Genomic DNA, 17,686 nt, shown 5'->3' with positions numbered 1-17,686 from the left:
GTGCCAATCGCCCGACAAGTCGGGCTCCTACATGCCGGCAGTATCGCGGATCAGCTTGAAGAGCTTGCGGGCGCTGGCCGGGGGCTTGCCCTTGTCGCGCTCGCGCTGGGCGTTGCGGATCAGCTGGCGCAGCGCCTGGCGGTCGACGTCGGGGTAGTCGGCGATAAAGGCCTCCACGGCGCTGTCGCCCTCGTCGAGCAGGCGGTCGCGCCAGGCCTCCAGGCGATGAAAGGCGTGGTCGCGGCGCAGCTTCTCCTGCTCGATCTCGTCGTAGACGGCCTTGATCGCCTCCAGGTTCTCTCGGCGCATCACCTTGCCCACGTACTGCATATGGCGCCGGCGCCCCTCGTGGGAGCGGACCCGGGCGGTCTCCTCCACGGCGGCCAGCATGTCGTCGGAGAGGGGGAAGCGGGCGCGTTCGGCCGGGGTCATGGCGATGATCGCCTCGCCGAGGGTCTGGAGGGCGTGCATCTCGCGCTTGAGCTGCGACTTGCTGGGCCGTTCGTCGTCGTCGCCGGTCTGGGCAATGAGCTGGTCGAGCAGCTCGCGGGGGGAGTCCTGGGACATGCTGCATCCATGATTGAAGGCGAATAATTCGAACAGTATACCAGCCCGCCGCGGCGGGCTTGAGTGCGATATCACGAACGGCCGGCCGCGCGCCGGATGACGAGGAGAGACCCATGACACAGGCATTCGATGCCGCCGCCCAGCAGGCCCTGCTGGAGACCCGTGCCCAGATGGCCCTGGAGCTGGCTCGCCGGCTCGGCGCCGACGCCTGCGAGGTGGGCGCCAGCGTCGACCAGGGCGTCGGCGTCAGCGTCCGCGAGGGGGAGGTGGAGACGGTGGAGCTATCCCGGGATCAGGGCATCGCCGTGACCGTCTACCTGGGCAGCCGCAAGGGCAGCGCCTCCTCCACCGACGCCGGCGAGGCGTCGATCCGCGCCGTGGTGGAGAAGGCCATCGCCATCGCCCGCCACACCGGTGAGGATCCGGCCGCGGGGCTCGCCGATGCCGAGCTGATGGCCACCGAGCTGCCCGACCTCGATGTTCACCACCCCTGGCCGCTCTCCACCGAGGAGGCCATCGAGCTGGCGCTGGCCTGCGAGTCCGCCGGCCGCCAGCGCCCCGGCATCCGTAGCTCCGACGGCGCCTCTCTCTCCAGCGGCGAGGGGGTGCGGGTCTACGCCAACAGCCACGGCTTCCTGGGCAGCCAGCGCGGCAGCCGTCATTCGCTCTCCTGCATGCTGATCGCCGGCGACGAGGGCGGCATGCAGCGGGATTACGACTACACCTCCGCGCGCAACCCGCGGGACCTGCTGGCCCCCGAGAAGGTCGGCGAGAGCGCCGCCGAGCGCACCCTGCGCCGTCTGGGCGCCCGCCGTCCGGCCACGGGGCGGATGCCGGTGCTCTTCGACCCAACCCTGGCGTCGGGGCTGGTCGGCTCGCTGATGGGGGCCATCGCCGGGGGGGCCCTCTATCGCCAGGCCTCCTTTCTCTGCGACCGCCTGGGCGAGCCGCTCTTCCCCGAGTGGTTCAGCCTCCAGGAGCGACCCATGGAGGTGGGTGCCATGGCGAGCTCTCCCTTCGACGGCGACGGCGTCCAGACCCGGGACAACGTCTTCATCGAGAATGGCCGCCTGGCCAGCTATATGCTCTCCGCCTACAGCGCGCGGCGCCTGGGGATGCAGACCACCGGCAACGCCGGCGGTGCCCGCAACCTGCGCATCGAGGCGCCGCTGGCCAGCCGGGAGGAGCTGCTCGCTCGTATGGGGCGCGGGGTGCTGGTTACCGAGCTGATGGGCCAGGGGGTCAACGCCGTGACCGGGGACTACTCCCGGGGGGCGGCGGGCTTCTGGGTGGAGAACGGCGAGATCCGGCACCCGGTGGAGGAGTTCACCATTGCTGGCAACCTGGAGGCGATGTTCAAGGGGCTTTCCGGCATCGGCAGCGATACCGACACCCGGGGCAGCATCCACACCGGCAGCTGGCTGATCGGCGAGATGACCGTGGCCGGCGGCTAGGCCGGGCTGCGCCCGGAGCTGTAAGCCATCAGCGTTAAGCTGTAAGAAAAACCGCGTGCCGTGAGCCGGCGGGGAAGATCCTGGCTTACGGCTTACGGCTTACGGCTTACGGCTTACGGCTTACGGCTTACGGCTTACGGCTTACGGCTTACGGCTTACGGCTTACGGCTTACGGCTTTCATTCATCCTCGTCGAAGCGGGCCTCGAACAGCGCCTCTATGGCAGCGAGGGCCGCTTCGGCGTCCTCGCCCTCGGCGCTCACCGTCAGCTCGGTGCCGCAGGGGGCGGCGAGCATCAGCAGCGACATGATGTTGGCGGCGTCCCCCTGGAGGGCGCCGTTGGCCACGCTGACGCGGGCCTGGAAGGGTTGGCAGCACTGGACTAGCTTGGTGGCGGCGCGGGCGTGCAGGCCGCGCTTGTTGGTGAGGGTCAGCTTGCGTTGCGGCACGCTCAACTTCCTTGATGAGAGGTGTCGTCGGGAGGGGGCAGGGCGTCATGGATGCCCAGCTCGCGGTGGCGCAGGCGCACCAGGGGGTGGGTGGCGGCCAGGCCGGCGGCGAGCCGCTCGGCCAGGTAGACCGAGCGGTGCTGGCCCCCCGTGCAGCCGACGGCCACCGTCAGGTAGCTGCGGTGGCTGGCCTTGTAGGCGGGCAGCCAGCGCTCCACCCAGGCCTGGATATCGGCATGCATCGCCTCCACCAAGGGGTAGGCCTCGAGGAACTCGACCACCTCGGCGTCGCGGCCGGTGGCGGCACGCAGCTGCGGGTCCCAGTAGGGGTTGGGCAGGCAGCGGGCGTCGAACACCAGGTCGGCATCCAGGGGCACGCCGCGCTTGAAGCCGAAGGACTCGATGGTGAGGGTGAGCTGGTCGGGCTGGTGGCGCGCTACCTGATCGCCGATGCGCCGACGCAGCTCGTGCACCGAGAGGCGCGAGGTGTCGATCACCAGGTCGGCCAGGTCGCGGATCTCCGCGAGCGCCAGCTCCTCGCTGTCGATGGCCTCGGCCAGGGTCATGTCGCTCTCCCGGGTCAGCGGGTGGCGGCGTCGGGTGGCGGAGTAGCGTTCGATCAGGATGCGGGCATCGGCGGTGAGGTAGATCACCTGGCAGGCGATGCCGCGGGCCAGCAGCGCCTGCAGCTGGGCCGGGAAGCTCTCCAGGGCCTGGGGCAGGTTGCGGGCATCGATGCTGACGGCGATGGAGGAGCGCGGGGATTCCGAGCTGCCCAGCTCATCGACCAGGGAGCCGAGCAGCATGGCCGGAAGGTTGTCGATGGCGTAGTAGCCCAGGTCCTCCAGGGCCTGCAGCGCGATCGACTTGCCTGAACCGGAGCGGCCGCTGATGATCACGAGCTGCATGGGGGTCTCCTGGTCGTCAAACTGGCCGGGTGGCCCGGAATGTGGTCACGCCTGTCGTCGGATCGCTTCGAGCAGCCGTTCGTGCAGTTCACGCTGGCTTTCACTGCGGCGCAGGGCGGTGCGTGTCTCGGCGTCGTTCATCACGCCGGCCACCTGGGCCAGCAGCGCCAGGTGGGCGTCATCGGCCTCTTCGGGCACCAGCAGCACGAACACCAGGTCCACCGGTTCGCCGTCGATGGCGTCGAAGTCCACGGGCTCGGCCAGCTTCAGGAAACCGGCGATGGGGCCCTTGCAGTGGGGGCTTCTGGCGTGGGGGATGGCTACCCCGTTGCCGATGCCGGTACTGCCCAGACGCTCGCGCCCGATCAGCCGGCTGAAGACCTCCTGGCTGTCGAGGCTCGGGGTGTTCTGGGCGATGAAGGTGCTGAAGAACTCCAGCACCCTTTTCTTGCTGCCCCCGGGCACGCCGAACAGGGTGCGCTCCGGGGGCAGGATGGCTTCCAGTGACATGGTCGGATCAGCGAGCGCCGGCGCCCTGGGCGCGGGCCTGTGCCTTCTCCTTGTGCTTGACCAGCTGACGGTCCAGCTTGTCGGCCAGGGCGTCGATGGCGGCGTACATGTCGCCGTCCTGGGCCTCGGCGTGCAGGTCGGCACCGGCGGCGTGCAGGGTGCAGGCGGCGAGCTGGCGCTCCTTCTCCACGGACAGGGTCACCTGCACGTTGGTGATGTTGTCGTAGTGGCGCTCCACGCGTGCCAGTTTCTCGTTCACATAGCCACGCAGGGCGTCGGTCAGTTCCACATGATGGCCGGTGATATTGACTTGCATGACACGCTCCTTGCTCGTTGGTTGTGGTTCGATTGTAACCCTTTTTCCTGCCTTGCATACCCCCTGTGGCGGAGACGCCGCGCGCTGGCGTGATGCAGGTCATCGCGACCTTCGCTCGTGCCCGGGAGACGATGCCCGGATCGTGCGGATGGGGCATGCTGGGAAATGGGGCTCAGAGCAGTCGCTTGCGCTCGCTGGAGGCCGGAATGCCCATGGCGTCGCGGCCGACCCTTGAGAGCGCCACGGTCCTGCATTACCTGAGCCGCTTGCGCTCGCTGGAGGCCGGAATGCCCATGGCGTCGCGGCTGACCCTTGAGAGCGCCACGGTCCTGCATTACCTGAGCCGCTTGCGCTCGCTGGAGGCCGGAATGCCCATGGCTTCGCGGTACTTGGCCACCGTCCTTCTGGCCACCTGGATGCCGGCCTCGTCGAGCAGGGCCACCAGCTTGCTGTCGGAGAGCGGCTTGCGCGGCGTCTCTTCCTGGATCAGCTTGCGGATGCGGGCGCGGATGGCGGTGCTGGAGTGGGCGTCTCCCTCGCCGCCGCCCACCTGGCTGGAGAAGAAGTACTTGAGCTCGAAGACGCCCCTGGGGGTATGGATGTACTTCTGGGTGGTGACCCGGGAGATGGTGGACTCGTGCATCTCCACGGCCTGGGCGATATCGGCCAGGATCAGCGGCTTCATCGCCTCCTCGCCCTGCTCGAGAAAGTCCAGCTGGCGGGCCATGATCTCGCGCCCCACCCTGAGCAGAGTGTCGTTGCGGCTTGAGAGGCTCTTCATCAGCCAGCGCGCCTCCTGGAGATGGTCCTTGAGGAACTGGTTGTCCTGGCTCTTGTCCGCGCGGCGGACCAGGGCGGCGTAGTCGGGCTGAATGCGCAGTCGGGGCAGTGCCTCGGGGTTGAGCTCCACGTGCCAGCCGTGGCTGTCGTGGCGCGCCACCAGGTCGGGAGTGACGTAGTCGCTGGTGGTGCCGGCGAAGGCGCTGCCGGGGCGGGGGTCCAGGGAGCGGACCAGGGCGATGGCCGCGTCCAGGGTGTCGTCGTCGAGGCCGAGGCGTCGCTTGAGCAGGCGGCGGTCGCCGCCGGCCAGCGCCTCGAGGAACTGGCGCACCAGCCGGCGTGCCTGGGGTAGCAGGGGGGTGTCGTCGGGCAGCGCGGCCAGCTGCAGCAGCAGGCACTCGCGCAGCTCCCGGGCAAAGACCCCGGTAGGCTCGAACTGCTGCAGGCGCAGCAGTACCTGCTCCACCTCGGCGCTGCGCAGTCCCTCGAGACCCTGGTCCCGCAGGCCGTCGCGGATCTCCTCCAGGGACTGGGCCAGGTAGCCGGCGTCATCCACCGCGTCGATCAGGCTCTCGGCGATCTGCTGCTCCCGAGGCGTGAGGTCGGTCATGGCCAGCTGCCAGCTGAGGTGGCCCTGCAGGCTCTGGCCGGCGGCCTCGCGTTCGAAATCTGGCCCTTCGCCGCCGGAGGCGGGGGCGCTGAAGTCCTGGTAGGTGTCCGACCAGTCGCTGTCGGTGGCCAGCTGGTCGGGGATCTCGCTGGCCCACTCCGCTTCGGGGGCCTCGCTGACCGCCTGTTCGCCGAAGCCCTCGTCGAGCTCCAGCATGGGGTTGGCTTCCAGCGCCTGCTGGATCTCCTGGCGCAGGTCCAGGGTGGAGAGCTGCAGCAGGGCGATGGCCTGCTGCAGCTGAGGCGTCATGGTCAGCTGGGTGCCGACGCGCAGCTGGAGGGAGGCTTTCATGGCCATGGTCTAACGAGTCCCTCGGGTGTGGAAAGCCTTCACCCTAGCCGGCGGCGATGGGTGATGCAAGCGCCTTTCCTTGTCGGCGTCTGCAACTTTCGTGCCAGGCGCAATTGTCATGCCGCCAGGCAAGAACGTCTGGTATATCAGCAGGCTGTGTAGGTAAGCGGCGAGTGGCTAGAGCCGGAAGTCCTGGCCCAGGTAGACATCGCGTACCCGCTGGTTGGCCAGGATCGCCTCGGCGTTGCCCTCGGCGATGATCTGGCCGTCGCCGACGATATAGGCGGTGTCGCAGATGTCGAGGGTCTCGCGGACGTTGTGGTCGGTGATCAGCACGCCGATGTCGCGGGCCTTGAGCTGGCGGATGACGCTCTTGATCTCCCCCACCGAGATCGGGTCGACCCCGGCGAAGGGCTCATCGAGCAGGATGAAGGCGGGCTCCGTGGCCAGGGCGCGGGCGATCTCCACCCGGCGGCGCTCGCCGCCGGAGAGGCTCATGCCGAGGTTGTCGCGGATATGGGTCACGTGGAACTCCTCGAGGAGCTCCTCAAGGCGGGCGCGGCGCCCCTCGCGGTCGAGATCCTTGCGGGTCTCGAGGATCGCCATGATGTTGTCGGCCACGGAAAGCTTGCGAAAGATCGACGCCTCCTGGGGCAGATAGCCGATCCCGGCTCGGGCGCGCTCGTGCATGGCGGCACGGGACAGGTCCAGCTCGCCGATGGCCACCTCGCCGGCGTCGGCGCGCACCAGCCCCACGATCATGTAGAAGGAGGTGGTCTTGCCGGCGCCGTTGGGGCCGAGCAGCCCGACGATGCTGCCCTGCCTGATCGACAGGCTGATGTCCTGCACGACTCGGCGCCGCTTGTAGCTCTTGGCCAGGTGACGGGCGTGAAGCGTCTTCATGGGCGGGCCTTACTGCTCGGGCTGGAGGGTCATGCGGATGCGCTGGCGCCCTTCGACGCCCTCGCCTTCGCTGCGGGCCTGGACCACGCGGCGGTCGAGGAAGTACTCCAGGTAGCCGCCGTCGAAGGTGTCGCCGCCCTGGTGCAGCTCGGCGCGGTCGATCAGCTCCATGCGCCGCTCGGCCACGTGGTAGATGATGGTGCGGCCCCAGCCTCGCACCACGGGCTCTGCGGGATCGGGCTGCTGCTCGAGGTAGGCGCGCTCGCCGGTAGCGATGGCGCGGGAGAGCTGGCCCTGGGCGTTGCGCTGGATCTCCACCCGGTCGCCGGTCAGGCGCATGCTGCCCTGGCGGATGTCCACGTCGCCGGTATAGACGGCGGTGCCGGCGCGGTCGTCCAGGTCGAGCTGGTCGGCCTCCACCTCGATGGGGGCCTCGGCGTCGCGGCCCTGGGCCAGGGTCGGGGCGCTGACCAGGGGCAGCAGCAGGCAGAGCAGCAGGGCGGAGGTTCGCTTCATGGCGGGGAGTCCTCTCGGGTCTCGGGCGGATGGTGGCCGCGCACATTGTCGGTCAGGCGGGCCTGATTGTCATGGAGCCAGGCGTCGAAGCGCTCCCCGCTCATGCGCTGGGGCGGCTGCCGGAGCAGGGCCGCGGTGTCGCTCCAGGCGTGGCCGCGCTCGGCATCGTAGTGAAGCACCTCGGTGTCGAGCTGCCAGCGCTCCTCGGGGGCGTAAAGACGAGCGCTGCCGCTGAGGGTCAGGAGGTTGCCGCCAGGGCCGAGTACGCCGCTCTCAGCCTCGGCGAGCCAGACCCGCCCGGCACGGTCGTAGAGGCGGGCATCCGGCGTCTCGAGACGGGTGACGTCGTCGTGGGGCGTATGCACCAGGCGCGGGGTGTCGAGGCGCTGGTGGGCGCGCCCCTCGCCGTCGAAGCGGGTCAGCCGCGCCCCCTCCAGGTAGAAGTCGGGCTCGCCGGCGGCGTCCCGGGGCACGGTGCCGGGCTCCCGGGCGCTGCGCGAATCGAGCAGTACCAGCACGCCGCCCAGGGCCAGCAGCAGCAGGAAGAGCCAGACTCGGAACGACGGCCGCGGCAGCGCCATGGGCTCAGCCGGCTCCGTGCAGGTAGGTGTCGATCACCGCGTCCCAGTGGCCCTGGGCCTTGAGCAGGGTGTCGGCGATCTCGCGGGCGGCGCCCTGGCCGCCGCCCTTCACGGTGACCCAGTCGGCGTGCTTCTGGATGTACTCCGGGGCGTTGGGCACGCTGATGCCGACGCCGGCGCGGCGGATGGCGCCCACGTCGGGCATGTCGTCGCCGCAGTAGGCCACCTGGTCGAACTCCAGGCCCAGGCGGGCGCAGAGGTCGCGGAGCACCGGCAGCTTGCGCTCCACCCCCTGGAAGACGTGCTGGATGCCCAGTGCCGCCGCGCGGCGGCTGACCGTGGGAGAGTCGCGGCCGGTGATCAGCGCCACCTGGATGCCGGCGCGCTTGAGCAGCTTGAGGCCGTGGCCGTCCTGGACGTTGAAGGCCTTGATCTCGATGCCGTCGGCCTGGAAGTAGAGCTGGCCGTCGGTCAGCACGCCGTCCACGTCCAGGGCCAGCAGGCGGATGCGGCGCAGGCGGTCGACGAGGTGGGTGTCTTTCAGCGGTAGGGTGTGGGGCATGGGAACTCCGGTTGGGTAGGGGTGAATCAGACCACGCCGCTCGAGAGCAGGTCGTGCATGTGCAGGGCGCCCACCGGACGTCCCTCGTCGTCGACCACCGCCAGGGCGGAGATACGGTGCTCCTCCATCAGCTTGACCGCCTGGGCGGCGAGCATATCGGGGGGAACCCGCCGGCCGGGAGCGGTCATGACCTCGTCGACGACGAGGCCGGAGAGGTCGCTGTGCTGGTCCAGGGTGCGGCGCAGGTCGCCGTCGGTGTAGACACCGGCGAGGCGGCCGTCCGGCGCCACCACGCAGGTGAAGCCGAGTCCCTGGCGGGTGATCTCCAGCAGGGCATCCCGCAGCGGGCTGCCCAGGGGGACGGTGGGCAGCCGTGCGCCCTCGTGCATCAGGTCCCGGACGCGCAGCAGCAGGCGCTTGCCGAGGCTGCCGCCGGGGTGGGAGAGGGCGAACTCCTCGGCGGTAAAGCCGCGCGACTCCAGCAGCGCCACCGACAGGGCGTCGCCCAGAGCCAGGGCGGCGGTGGTGGAGGCGGTGGGCGCCAGGTCCAGGGGGCAGGCCTCGCGTTCCACGCCGGCGTCGAGGTGGGCCTCGGCGTGTCGGGCCAGGGTCGAGGCGGGGCGGCCGGTCATGCTGATCAGGGGCACGCCCATGCGCTTGATCAGCGGCAGCAGGGCGGTCACCTCGGCGGTCTCGCCGGAGTTGGAGAGCGCCAGCACCACGTCCCCCGGGGTGATCATCCCCAGGTCGCCATGGCTGGCCTCGCCGGGATGCACGAAGAAGGCCGGGGTGCCGGTGCTGGCCAGGGTGGCGGCGATCTTGCCGCCGATATGGCCGGACTTGCCCATGCCGGTGACCACCACCCGGCCGCGGCAGGCGAGGATCAGCTGGCAGGCGCGGTCGAAGCCGGCGTCGAGTCGGGTGATCAAGGCGGCGACGGCCTGCTGTTCGATCTGCAGGGTGCGCCGGGCGCTGTCGCGCAGCGGGGAGGGCTCGGTGGCCGCAGAGGTATCCTGAGTCATGGCGGTGATTGTTGCCTGTTGTGCGGGTTCACTCAAGGGGCGGCGCCGAGGCTGGCCAGGCCGACCCAGGCCAGGTAGCCCAGATAGCTGGCCGCCAGCAGGGCGCCGTGAAGGCGGCCGATGCGGCCGCGGCGCTGCCAGAGCAGCAGCATCCCCAGGGCCAGGGTCAGCAGCAGCATGACCGGGTAATCGCGGGCGGCGGCGGCGGGGTCGCTGGGGCCGGGGGCCAGCAGGCCGGGGATCGGCAGCACGGCGAGCAGGTTGAAGAGGTTGGAGCCGATCACGTTGCCGATGGCGATGTCGTGGTGGCGCTTGAGGGCGCTGGCCACGCAGGCGGCGAGCTCCGGCAGGCTGGTGCCGATGGCCACCACGGTCAGCCCGATCACCAGCTCGCTGACGCCCAGGCCCCGGGCCAGCTCGCTGGCGCCCCACACCACGCTGCGGGAGCCCACGGCCAGCACCAGCAGAGTGGCGGCGAGCCAGGCCAGCGCCCGGGGCAGCGCCATGTCGGGGATCTCGCCGGCGCTGGCGTCCGGCGCGTCCGGAGTGTCGGCGCGAAACAGCCACCAGAGGCTGAAGACCAGCAGCAGCAGCAGGAAGAGGGCGTCGAAGCGGCCGAGAATGCCGTTGGCCAGGGCATAGCCGGCCAGGCCCGTGGCGCCCAGCAGCAGCGGCAGCTCCCGGCGCACCAGGGAAAAGCGGACGGGGATCGGTACCACCAGGGCGGTGACGCCCAGCACCAGGCCGATATTGGCGATATTGGAGCCCAGGGCGTTGCCGGTGGCCAGGTCGGGAATGCCGTCCAGGGCGGCCACCGTGGAGACCACCATCTCCGGCGCCGAGGTGCCCAGCGCCACCACCGTCATGCCCACCAGCAGGGTGCTCATGCCGGCCCGGTGGGCGGTGGCCGCGGCGGCGCCCACGAAGCGCTCGGCGCTCCACAGCAGCGCCGCCAGTCCCAGCAGCACGGCGATCAGCGGTAGCAGCATGGGGTGTCCTTGGTCGTGGGGCGAGGAGGCGCATTAAACGCGCTGGCCCCGTCCAGTGCAAGGCGAGTGGCGTGTCCCGGGGCAGTTAGGATACGATGTTCGATAATTTTTCTCTCCACGCTGAAGAGGGTTGACAAGCCGATGAGTGACACTCCCTTCGTGGTGGTGGAGGGCCTGCATTTCTCGAGGGGCGACAAGGAGATCTTCCGCGGCGTCGATCTCACCATCCAGCGAGGCAGGATCACCGCCATCATGGGGCCCAGCGGCACCGGCAAGACCACGCTGCTCAAGCTGATCGGCGGGCAGCTCGTGCCCGACGCCGGCCGGGTGCTGATCGACGGCGAGGACGTGCATCGCCAGTCGCGCCGGGCGCTGTTTACCATGCGCCGGCGCATGGGCATGCTGTTCCAGAGCGGCGCGCTCTTCTCGGATCTCAGCGTCTTCGAGAACGTCGCCTTCCCGCTGCGCGTGCACACCGACCTGCCCGAGGCGATGATTCGCGACCTGGTACTGATGAAACTCGAGGCGGTGGGGCTGCGCGGGGCTCGCGACCTGATGCCCTCGGAGCTCTCCGGCGGCATGGCCCGTCGGGTCGCCCTGGCCCGTGCCATGGCCCTGGACCCGGAACTGATCCTCTATGACGAGCCCTTCGTCGGCCAGGACCCCATCTCCATGGGGGTGCTGGTGCAGCTGATCAAGCGGCTCAACGAGGCGCTGGGGCTCACCTCCATCGTGGTCTCCCACGATATCAAGGAGACCCTGACCATCGCCGACTACGTCTACGTGATCGCCGACGGCGAGGTGATGGCCCACGGCACGCCGCAGAGCCTCGACCTGGACCAGGACCCCCGGGTGAGCCAGTTCGTCCACGGCGAGCCCGACGGCCCGGTGCCCTTCCACTATCCGGCGGTGGACTTCACCACCGATATCCTCAATGCGGGAGGCGGACGATGATCTCACGCATCACGCACCTGGGGCGCCGTGGCTGCGAGCTGCTCGAGGCCCTGGGGCGGGCCGGCATCTTCATGGCCCAGTCGGCGGTCGGGGTGCCGAGCCGCGAGGGCTGGCACCTGTGGCTGCGCCAGATGCACTTCGTGGGCGTGCTGTCGCTGGCCATCGTGCTGGTCTCGGGCCTCTTCATCGGCATGGTGCTGGCGCTGCAGGGCTACACCATCCTGGTGGACTTCGGCGCCGAACAGGCGCTGGGCCAGATGGTGGCGCTGTCGCTGCTGCGCGAGCTGGCGCCGGTGGTGGCGGCGCTGCTCTTCGCCGGCCGCGCGGGCTCGGCGCTGACCGCCGAGATCGGCCTGATGAAGGCCACCGAGCAGCTCACCAGCATGGAGATGATCGGCGTCGACCCGCTGCGGCGGGTGGTGGCGCCGCGGCTCTGGGCCGGCTTCGTGGCCCTGCCGCTCTTGACCATCGGCTTCAGCGTGGTGGGGGTCTACGGCGGCTACCTGGTGGGAGTGGAGTGGCTCGGCGTCTTCGAGGGCTCCTACTGGGGCAACATGCAGGCCAGCGTCGATTTCATCGGCGATATCGGCAACGGCATGCTCAAGAGCCTGGTGTTTGCGGTGGTGGTGACCTGGATCGCGGTGTTCCAGGGCTACGACCTGGTGCCCACCTCGGAGGGGATCTCCCGGGCCACCACGCGCACCGTGGTCTACTCCTCCCTGGCGGTGCTCGGCCTCGATTTCGTGCTGACCGCGATGATGTTCGGTGGCCTCTCCTGACCGGGTCCCCGACAGGACGAGACGCCCCGCAAGCCTTGATGTTCGGAGATAAACGATGAAGCGCAGCAAGATGATGGAGCTGGGGGTGGGGCTGTTCATGCTCGCCGGCATCCTCGGCCTGGTGTTCCTCGGCCTGAGGGTCAGCGGTCTGACCTTCCAGGCGCCGGGGGATACCTTCCGCCTGGAGGCCAACTTTGCCAATATCGGCGGCCTCAAGCCCCGGGCCCGGGTCACCATGGCCGGCGTCACCGTGGGGCGGGTCTCGGCCATCGAGCTGGATACCGACTGGTACGATGCCCGGGTGATCCTGGAGCTCGACGGCGACCTGGAGGGCAAGCTCTCCCGGGACACCACCGCGGCGATCCTCACCGCGGGGCTGCTCGGCGAGCAGTATATCGGCCTCACCGTGGGGGGCGACCCCGAGACCCTCGCCGGCGGCGATACCATCCGCGATACCCAGTCGGCGGTGGTGCTGGAAGAACTCATCCAGCAGTTCCTGTCCAACATGATCAGCGACTGATGCCGACGCGGCATCGCTTTCCGTCACGCCCTTTCAAGGAGGCGCCTTCCATGAACACCCCGACCCATCCGCTCCGCTCGCTGCTGCTCGGCCTGCTGCTGGCGCTGCTGGCCCTGCCGGCCAGTGCTGCGCCCGAGCGCACCCCGGAGCAGGTGATCCGCCACAGCGTCGAGACCCTGACCGGCGAGATCGAGGGGCGTCGCGACTACTTCGCCGAGAACCTCGACGAGCTCAAGGCGCTGGTGGACGACAGCCTCGACGATATCGCCGACTTCCGCTACATCGGCGCCAGCGTCATGGGGCGCTACTTCCAGAACGCCACGCCCCAGCAGCGCTCGCGCTTCGCCGACACCTTCCGTCAGACCCTGATCGACACCTACACCAGGGGGCTGGTCACCTTCGACTACCGAGAGCTGCGCGTCCTGGACAATCAGCGCCCCCAGCGCCACGAGGACCAGGCCAGCGTCGACATGGAGGTGGTCGCCACCAATGGCCAGGTCTATCCGGTCAGCTACTCCCTGCGCCTCTCCGGCAACGAGTGGCGGGTGGTCAACGTCATTGTCAACGGCATCAACCTTGGCCTGACCTTCCGCAACCAGTTCGACCAGGCCATGCGCGACCAGGGGCGCGACTATGACGCCGTGATCAACAACTGGGCGCCGGAGCTGGCCGTCGAGGAGCTGGAGGAGGGCGGCAGCGCATGACGCGGCTGCTCGAGCGCGGCGGGGTCAGCCTGGAGGCCAGCGGCAGCGTCCTGAGAGTCGAGGGGCAGGTGGGCTTCGAGGTGGCCACCGCCCTGGCCGAGGCGGGCCGCGGCTGGCTTGCCGGTCAGCCCGCGGAGACCGCCGTCAGCTTCGACCTCACCGGGGTGGCCGACGTCAGCAGCGCGGCGCTCAGCGTGCTGCTGGAGTGGGCCCGGGCGGTCCGGGCCGCCGGCCTGACGCTCGAGGCCGTGCGCCTCTCGCCGGCGTTGCGTCGGCTCACCGACCTGGCCGGCCTGGAGCGGCTGCTGCCCCTGGCGGGCGCCGCCGCCTGAGCCGGCCGCCGTCGGCATCGCCAAGCGCGGCGCTTTTCATTACCATGGGACATCCCCGTTTCGTGCCATCGGCCGCGCCGCGCCCGGTGGCCTCACCGTTTTCAGCATCATAGGAGTGCCGCATCATGCACCCCAGCGACGTCAAGGCGCTGCTCGAGTCCCGCATCGAGGGCTGCGAGTTCCATATCCAGGGCGAAGGCTGCAACTTCCAGGTGGTAGCCGTGGGCGAGACCTTCGAGGGGCTCTCCCCGGTCAAGCGCCAGCAGCTGATCTACGGCGCCCTCTCCGAGGAGATCGCCAGCGGCGCCCTGCATGCGGTGAGCATCAAGACCTACACCCCGGCGCAGTGGGAAAGCGCGCCGGAGAACGCCGGCGCCTGATAACGAGCCCCCATGGACAAGTTGATCATCACCGGCAACGGGCCGGTTGACGGTGAGGTGTGGGCCAGCGGTGCCAAGAACGCTGCCCTGCCGATCCTCTGTGCCACCCTGCTGGGCGACGAGCCGGTGACCATCGGCAACCTGCCGCACCTTCAGGACATCACCACCACCCTGGAGCTGCTCGGCCATCTCGGCGTCGAGCCGGTGATGGGCGAGAAGATGTCCATCCAGCTCGATGGCGCCCAGGTGACGCACTGCGACGCTCCCTACGAGCTGGTCAAGAAGATGCGTGCCTCCATCCTGGTGCTGGGGCCGCTGCTGGCCCACTTCGGCCATGCCGATGTCTCCCTGCCCGGCGGCTGCGCCATCGGCTCGCGCCCGGTGGACCTGCACCTGCGCGGGCTGGAGGCCATGGGGGCGGAGATTCGCGTCGAGGGCGGCTATATCCGGGCCCGGGTCGAGGGTCGCCTCAAGGGCGCCACCATCTTCTTCGACACCGTCACCGTCACCGGCACCGAGAACCTGCTGATGGCGGCCACCCTGGCGGAGGGCACCACGGTGCTGGAGAATGCCGCCCGGGAGCCGGAGGTGGTCGACCTGGCCGAGTGTCTGATCAAGATGGGGGCGAAGATCCGCGGCCACGGCAGCGACACCATCGTCATCGAGGGCGTCGAGCGCCTCCATGGCGCCTACCACGACGTCATGCCCGACCGCATCGAGACCGGCACCTTCCTGGTGGCGGCGGCGCTCTCCCGAGGGCGGGTCAAGGTGCGCCGCACCCGCGCCGATATCCTCGAGGCGGTGCTGGCCAAGCTGGAAGAGGCCGGCGCCGAGATCACCACCGGCGAGGACTGGATCGAGCTCGACATGCACGGCAGGCGCCCGCGGCCGGTGAATATCCGCACCGCTCCCTATCCGGCCTTTCCCACCGACATGCAGGCGCAGTTCGTGGCCATGAACGCCGTGGCCGATGGCACCTCCAGGGTGGTGGAGACCATCTTCGAGAACCGCTTCATGCACGTCCAGGAGCTCAATCGCATGGGCGCCAGGATCGCCCTGGAGGGCAATACCGCGGTGATCGAGGGGGTCGAGCGCCTCTCCGGAGCGCCGGTGATGGCCACCGACCTGCGGGCCTCGGCGTCGCTGGTCATCGCGGCGATGATGGCGGAGGGCGAGACCCGGGTCGATCGCATCTACCATATCGATCGCGGCTACGAGTGCATCGAGGAGAAGCTGCAGCTGCTGGGCGCGCAGATCCGTCGCGTGCCGGGCTGAACCGGCACCCCCTGACCAAGGCGAGAGCATGAGCAAACAACTGATCCTGGCCCTCTCCAAGGGCCGCATACTCGACGAGACGCTGCCGCTGCTGGCCGATGCCGGCATCACCCCGGCGGAGGATCTCGGCAAGAGCCGCAAGCTCTTGTTCGACACCAACCTGCCGGACGTCAAGCTGGTGGTGATTCGCGCCACCGACGTGCCCACCTATGTGCAGCTGGGTGCGGCGGATCTCGGCGTGGCCGGCAAGGATGTGCTGCTGGAGCACGGCGCCGAGGGGCTCTATGAGCCCCTGGACCTGGAGATCGCCCGCTGCAAGCTGATGACCGCGGGGATCACCGGCGCCGAGCCGGCCCGAGCGCGACGCCGGGTCGCCACCAAGTTTGTCGGGGTGGCGCGGCGCTGGTATGCCGAGCAGGGCATCCAGGCCGAGGTGATCAAGCTCTACGGCGCCATGGAGCTGGCCCCGCTGATGAACCTGGCCGACGAGATCGTCGACATCGTCGACACCGGCAATACCCTGCGTGCCAACGGCATGGAGCCCCGAGAGCTGATCGCGGAGGTCTCCACCCGGCTGGTGGTCAACAAGGCCGCCATGACCATGAAGCATGCCCGTATCAAGCCGCTGCTCGAGCGCCTCGAGGCGGCGGTAGCGGCGCGGCGCGAGCCCGCCTCGGCCTGAGGCGGGCTCGCCGATAGCGGCTCGCTCTTGGTGCCATAGGGGCCCGCGGCTTGTTCGCGGCCCCATGGCGCGGCACAGTCTTACGGATCTTCTGTGATGGATGCCCTCATGACCGATTCCCCCGTTTCCTCCGGCATTGCTCGACTCACCACCCGCGATGCCGACTTCGACACGCGCCTCTCGACCCTGCTGGCCTGGGAGGGCGTCTCCGACGCCCAGGTGCAGCAGCGCGTGGACGAGATCCTCCAGGCCGTGCGCACCCGGGGCGACGCTGCCCTGGTCGAGGCCAGCAACCGCTTCGACCGCCTCTCGGCGACCGGCATGGAGGAGCTGACGGTGACCGCGCCGCGGCTGCGCCAGGCCTTTGATGGCCTGCCCGCCGAGCAGCGCGAGGCGCTGGCCAGCGCCGCCGAGCGCATTCGCCTCTACCACGAGCGCCAGCGGCCGGAGTCCTGGCACTACGCCGAGGCCGACGGCACCGTGCTGGGTCAGCAGGTCACGGCGCTGGATCGCGCCGGCATCTACGTTCCCGGGGGCAAGGCCGCCTATCCCTCCTCGGTGCTGATGAACGCCATTCCCGCCCACGTGGCCGGGGTGCGGGAGATCATCATGGTGGTGCCGACCCCGGACGGGGTGCTCAACGAGCTGGTGCTGGCCGCGGCCCACCTGGCCGGCGTGGACCGGGTCTTTACCGTGGGCGGCGCCCAGGCGGTGGCGGCCCTGGCCTATGGTACCGAGACGGTGCCCAGGGTCGACAAGATCGTCGGCCCCGGCAATATCTATGTGGCGACGGCCAAGCGGGCGGTGTTCGGCCAGGTCGGCATCGACATGATCGCCGGTCCCTCGGAGATCCTGGTGGTCTCCGACGGCGGTACCGACCCGGAGTGGCTGGCCATGGACCTCTTCTCCCAGGCCGAGCACGACGAGGACGCCCAGGCGATCCTGGTGAGCTGGGACGCCGAGCATCTCGACGCCGTCGAGGCCGCCATCGACCGCCTGCTGCCGACGCTGGAGCGGGAAGGCATCGTGCGCGAGTCCCTGGCCCGGCGCGGCGCCCTGATCCAGTGCGCCGGCCGCGAGGAGGCGGCGGCGCTGATCAACCGCATCGCCCCGGAGCACCTGGAGCTCTCGGTGGCCAACCCCGAGGGGTGGCTGCCCGAGATCCGCCACGCCGGGGCCATCTTCATGGGCCGCTACACCGCCGAGGCCCTGGGCGACTACTGCGCCGGCCCCAACCACGTGCTGCCCACCTCCGGCACGGCGCGCTTCTCCTCGCCGCTCGGGGTCTACGACTTCCAGAAGCGCTCCTCGATCATCCACTGCTCGCCCGAGGGGGCCTCCGAGCTCGGCAAGGTGGCATCAACGCTGGCCCGCGGCGAGTCGCTCACCGCCCACGCCCGCAGCGCCGAGTACCGCATCAAGGAGTAGGCCCGGAAGGAGTAGGTCCGGGACGAGCGGACGCGAGGCTCCCAGCGTGATGCCCACAACGCAATGGCCCCGCCGACCGGCGGGGCCATTGCGTTGGCAGGTGGGGAGGGGGCAG

Annotated in this window: 22 protein-coding genes; 10 read left to right on the top strand and 12 right to left on the bottom strand. The window is 69.7% G+C overall.

Going from position 1 to position 17,686, the window contains the following annotated elements; genetic code table 11:
• Positions 1 to 27: 27 nt before the first annotated feature.
• Positions 28 to 567, bottom strand: coding sequence for a ribosome biogenesis factor YjgA (gene yjgA / locus NHL60_RS12655; RefSeq protein ID WP_253443852.1), 540 nt, complete (start codon positions 565 to 567; stop codon positions 28 to 30).
• 113 nt (positions 568 to 680) lie between these two features.
• On the opposite strand from yjgA, the gene pmbA reads away from it, so the two are divergent.
• Entirely contained in the window at positions 681 to 2,021 is a 1,341-nt protein-coding gene (gene pmbA / locus NHL60_RS12650) for a metalloprotease PmbA (protein WP_253443850.1), read from the top strand.
• 178 nt (positions 2,022 to 2,199) lie between these two features.
• On the opposite strand, the gene NHL60_RS12645 is transcribed toward pmbA, so the two are convergent.
• From NHL60_RS12645 to NHL60_RS12595, 11 genes are all read right to left on the bottom strand, one after another.
• A complete protein-coding gene (locus NHL60_RS12645; protein WP_253443848.1) occupies positions 2,200 to 2,469 on the bottom strand; it encodes an HPr family phosphocarrier protein in 270 nt (89 codons plus the stop codon).
• A 2-nt stretch (positions 2,470 to 2,471) separates the two neighbouring features.
• Positions 2,472 to 3,377: an RNase adapter RapZ gene (gene rapZ, locus NHL60_RS12640; protein WP_253443846.1), complete on the bottom strand. Its 906-nt coding sequence runs from the start codon at positions 3,375 to 3,377 to the stop codon at positions 2,472 to 2,474.
• Positions 3,378 to 3,422: 45 nt separating this feature from the next.
• The gene (ptsN, locus tag NHL60_RS12635) at positions 3,423 to 3,887 is read right to left on the bottom strand and encodes a PTS IIA-like nitrogen regulatory protein PtsN (RefSeq protein WP_253443844.1); all 465 of its coding nucleotides are present in this window, start codon (positions 3,885 to 3,887) and stop codon (positions 3,423 to 3,425) included.
• 7 nt (positions 3,888 to 3,894) lie between these two features.
• On the bottom strand, positions 3,895 to 4,203 hold the full coding sequence (raiA, locus tag NHL60_RS12630; protein WP_253443842.1) for a ribosome-associated translation inhibitor RaiA: 309 nt from the start codon (positions 4,201 to 4,203) through the stop codon (positions 3,895 to 3,897).
• A gap of 334 nt (positions 4,204 to 4,537) precedes the next feature.
• Positions 4,538 to 5,950 (bottom strand): RNA polymerase factor sigma-54, encoded by a 1,413-nt coding sequence (locus NHL60_RS12625; protein ID WP_253443840.1) that lies wholly within the window; start codon positions 5,948 to 5,950, stop codon positions 4,538 to 4,540.
• Between the two features lie 171 nt (positions 5,951 to 6,121).
• Positions 6,122 to 6,847 (bottom strand): LPS export ABC transporter ATP-binding protein, encoded by a 726-nt coding sequence (gene lptB, locus NHL60_RS12620; RefSeq protein ID WP_253443838.1) that lies wholly within the window; start codon positions 6,845 to 6,847, stop codon positions 6,122 to 6,124.
• A gap of 9 nt (positions 6,848 to 6,856) precedes the next feature.
• Entirely contained in the window at positions 6,857 to 7,363 is a 507-nt protein-coding gene (lptA, locus tag NHL60_RS12615; RefSeq protein ID WP_253443836.1) for a lipopolysaccharide transport periplasmic protein LptA, read from the bottom strand.
• Positions 7,360 to 7,944: an LPS export ABC transporter periplasmic protein LptC gene (lptC, locus tag NHL60_RS12610; protein WP_253443834.1), complete on the bottom strand. Its 585-nt coding sequence runs from the start codon at positions 7,942 to 7,944 to the stop codon at positions 7,360 to 7,362. The genes lptA and lptC overlap by 4 nt, the downstream gene beginning before the upstream one ends.
• 4 nt (positions 7,945 to 7,948) lie before the next feature.
• Complete coding sequence (locus NHL60_RS12605; RefSeq protein ID WP_253443832.1) at positions 7,949 to 8,506, bottom strand: HAD family hydrolase; 558 nt, start codon at positions 8,504 to 8,506, stop codon at positions 7,949 to 7,951.
• A 26-nt stretch (positions 8,507 to 8,532) separates the two neighbouring features.
• Positions 8,533 to 9,528, bottom strand: a complete 996-nt coding sequence (locus NHL60_RS12600; protein ID WP_253443830.1) for an SIS domain-containing protein — start codon at positions 9,526 to 9,528, stop codon at positions 8,533 to 8,535.
• A 32-nt stretch (positions 9,529 to 9,560) separates the two neighbouring features.
• The gene (locus NHL60_RS12595) at positions 9,561 to 10,517 is read right to left on the bottom strand and encodes a calcium/sodium antiporter (protein ID WP_253443828.1); all 957 of its coding nucleotides are present in this window, start codon (positions 10,515 to 10,517) and stop codon (positions 9,561 to 9,563) included.
• 141 nt (positions 10,518 to 10,658) lie between these two features.
• Between NHL60_RS12595 and NHL60_RS12590 the strand changes: the two genes are divergently transcribed.
• The 9 genes from NHL60_RS12590 (at position 10,659) to hisD (ending at position 17,571) form a co-directional block, all read left to right on the top strand.
• The gene (locus NHL60_RS12590) at positions 10,659 to 11,471 is read left to right on the top strand and encodes an ABC transporter ATP-binding protein (protein ID WP_253443826.1); all 813 of its coding nucleotides are present in this window, start codon (positions 10,659 to 10,661) and stop codon (positions 11,469 to 11,471) included.
• Positions 11,468 to 12,250, top strand: coding sequence for a lipid asymmetry maintenance ABC transporter permease subunit MlaE (mlaE, locus tag NHL60_RS12585; RefSeq protein ID WP_253443824.1), 783 nt, complete (start codon positions 11,468 to 11,470; stop codon positions 12,248 to 12,250). The genes NHL60_RS12590 and mlaE overlap by 4 nt, the downstream gene beginning before the upstream one ends.
• A gap of 55 nt (positions 12,251 to 12,305) precedes the next feature.
• Positions 12,306 to 12,770 carry an outer membrane lipid asymmetry maintenance protein MlaD gene (gene mlaD, locus NHL60_RS12580; protein ID WP_253443822.1) on the top strand — a complete coding sequence of 155 codons (465 nt, stop codon included), beginning with the start codon at positions 12,306 to 12,308 and terminating at the stop codon, positions 12,768 to 12,770.
• 50 nt (positions 12,771 to 12,820) lie between these two features.
• Positions 12,821 to 13,474 (top strand): phospholipid-binding protein MlaC, encoded by a 654-nt coding sequence (locus NHL60_RS12575; RefSeq protein ID WP_253443820.1) that lies wholly within the window; start codon positions 12,821 to 12,823, stop codon positions 13,472 to 13,474.
• Positions 13,471 to 13,806 (top strand): lipid asymmetry maintenance protein MlaB, encoded by a 336-nt coding sequence (locus NHL60_RS12570; protein ID WP_253443818.1) that lies wholly within the window; start codon positions 13,471 to 13,473, stop codon positions 13,804 to 13,806. The genes NHL60_RS12575 and NHL60_RS12570 overlap by 4 nt, the downstream gene beginning before the upstream one ends.
• Positions 13,807 to 13,931: 125 nt before the next feature.
• Positions 13,932 to 14,186, top strand: a complete 255-nt coding sequence (locus NHL60_RS12565) for a BolA family protein (RefSeq protein WP_253443816.1) — start codon at positions 13,932 to 13,934, stop codon at positions 14,184 to 14,186.
• 12 nt (positions 14,187 to 14,198) lie between these two features.
• Complete coding sequence (gene murA, locus NHL60_RS12560) at positions 14,199 to 15,461, top strand: UDP-N-acetylglucosamine 1-carboxyvinyltransferase (RefSeq protein WP_253443814.1); 1,263 nt, start codon at positions 14,199 to 14,201, stop codon at positions 15,459 to 15,461.
• Between the two features lie 28 nt (positions 15,462 to 15,489).
• Complete coding sequence (gene hisG, locus NHL60_RS12555) at positions 15,490 to 16,143, top strand: ATP phosphoribosyltransferase (RefSeq protein ID WP_253443811.1); 654 nt, start codon at positions 15,490 to 15,492, stop codon at positions 16,141 to 16,143.
• Positions 16,144 to 16,251: 108 nt separating this feature from the next.
• Positions 16,252 to 17,571, top strand: coding sequence for a histidinol dehydrogenase (gene hisD / locus NHL60_RS12550; protein WP_253443808.1), 1,320 nt, complete (start codon positions 16,252 to 16,254; stop codon positions 17,569 to 17,571).
• The last annotated feature ends 115 nt before the right edge of the window (positions 17,572 to 17,686 follow it).

The sequence above is a fragment of the Halomonas sp. Y3 genome, assembly GCF_024137965.1.
GTDB classification, from domain to species: Bacteria; Pseudomonadota; Gammaproteobacteria; order Pseudomonadales; family Halomonadaceae; genus Halomonas; species Halomonas mongoliensis.
This window is presented reverse-complemented; position numbering and strand designations above follow the sequence as displayed.

Excerpts from the sequence above, each read along its gene's own strand:
- yjgA (WP_253443852.1), bottom strand. The coding sequence starts at position 567 with ATGTCCCAGGACTCCCCCCGCGAGCTGCTCGACCAGCTCATTGCCCAG.
- pmbA (WP_253443850.1), top strand. The coding sequence starts at position 681 with ATGACACAGGCATTCGATGCCGCCGCCCAGCAGGCCCTGCTGGAGACC.
- rapZ (WP_253443846.1), bottom strand. The coding sequence starts at position 3,377 with ATGCAGCTCGTGATCATCAGCGGCCGCTCCGGTTCAGGCAAGTCGATC.
- ptsN (WP_253443844.1), bottom strand. The coding sequence starts at position 3,887 with ATGTCACTGGAAGCCATCCTGCCCCCGGAGCGCACCCTGTTCGGCGTG.
- raiA (WP_253443842.1), bottom strand. The coding sequence starts at position 4,203 with ATGCAAGTCAATATCACCGGCCATCATGTGGAACTGACCGACGCCCTG.
- NHL60_RS12625 (WP_253443840.1), bottom strand. The coding sequence starts at position 5,950 with ATGGCCATGAAAGCCTCCCTCCAGCTGCGCGTCGGCACCCAGCTGACC.
- lptB (WP_253443838.1), bottom strand. The coding sequence starts at position 6,847 with ATGAAGACGCTTCACGCCCGTCACCTGGCCAAGAGCTACAAGCGGCGC.
- lptA (WP_253443836.1), bottom strand. The coding sequence starts at position 7,363 with ATGAAGCGAACCTCCGCCCTGCTGCTCTGCCTGCTGCTGCCCCTGGTC.
- lptC (WP_253443834.1), bottom strand. The coding sequence starts at position 7,944 with ATGGCGCTGCCGCGGCCGTCGTTCCGAGTCTGGCTCTTCCTGCTGCTG.
- NHL60_RS12605 (WP_253443832.1), bottom strand. The coding sequence starts at position 8,506 with ATGCCCCACACCCTACCGCTGAAAGACACCCACCTCGTCGACCGCCTG.
- NHL60_RS12600 (WP_253443830.1), bottom strand. The coding sequence starts at position 9,528 with ATGACTCAGGATACCTCTGCGGCCACCGAGCCCTCCCCGCTGCGCGAC.
- NHL60_RS12595 (WP_253443828.1), bottom strand. The coding sequence starts at position 10,517 with ATGCTGCTACCGCTGATCGCCGTGCTGCTGGGACTGGCGGCGCTGCTG.
- NHL60_RS12590 (WP_253443826.1), top strand. The coding sequence starts at position 10,659 with ATGAGTGACACTCCCTTCGTGGTGGTGGAGGGCCTGCATTTCTCGAGG.
- mlaE (WP_253443824.1), top strand. The coding sequence starts at position 11,468 with ATGATCTCACGCATCACGCACCTGGGGCGCCGTGGCTGCGAGCTGCTC.
- mlaD (WP_253443822.1), top strand. The coding sequence starts at position 12,306 with ATGAAGCGCAGCAAGATGATGGAGCTGGGGGTGGGGCTGTTCATGCTC.
- NHL60_RS12575 (WP_253443820.1), top strand. The coding sequence starts at position 12,821 with ATGAACACCCCGACCCATCCGCTCCGCTCGCTGCTGCTCGGCCTGCTG.
- NHL60_RS12570 (WP_253443818.1), top strand. The coding sequence starts at position 13,471 with ATGACGCGGCTGCTCGAGCGCGGCGGGGTCAGCCTGGAGGCCAGCGGC.
- NHL60_RS12565 (WP_253443816.1), top strand. The coding sequence starts at position 13,932 with ATGCACCCCAGCGACGTCAAGGCGCTGCTCGAGTCCCGCATCGAGGGC.
- murA (WP_253443814.1), top strand. The coding sequence starts at position 14,199 with ATGGACAAGTTGATCATCACCGGCAACGGGCCGGTTGACGGTGAGGTG.
- hisG (WP_253443811.1), top strand. The coding sequence starts at position 15,490 with ATGAGCAAACAACTGATCCTGGCCCTCTCCAAGGGCCGCATACTCGAC.
- hisD (WP_253443808.1), top strand. The coding sequence starts at position 16,252 with ATGACCGATTCCCCCGTTTCCTCCGGCATTGCTCGACTCACCACCCGC.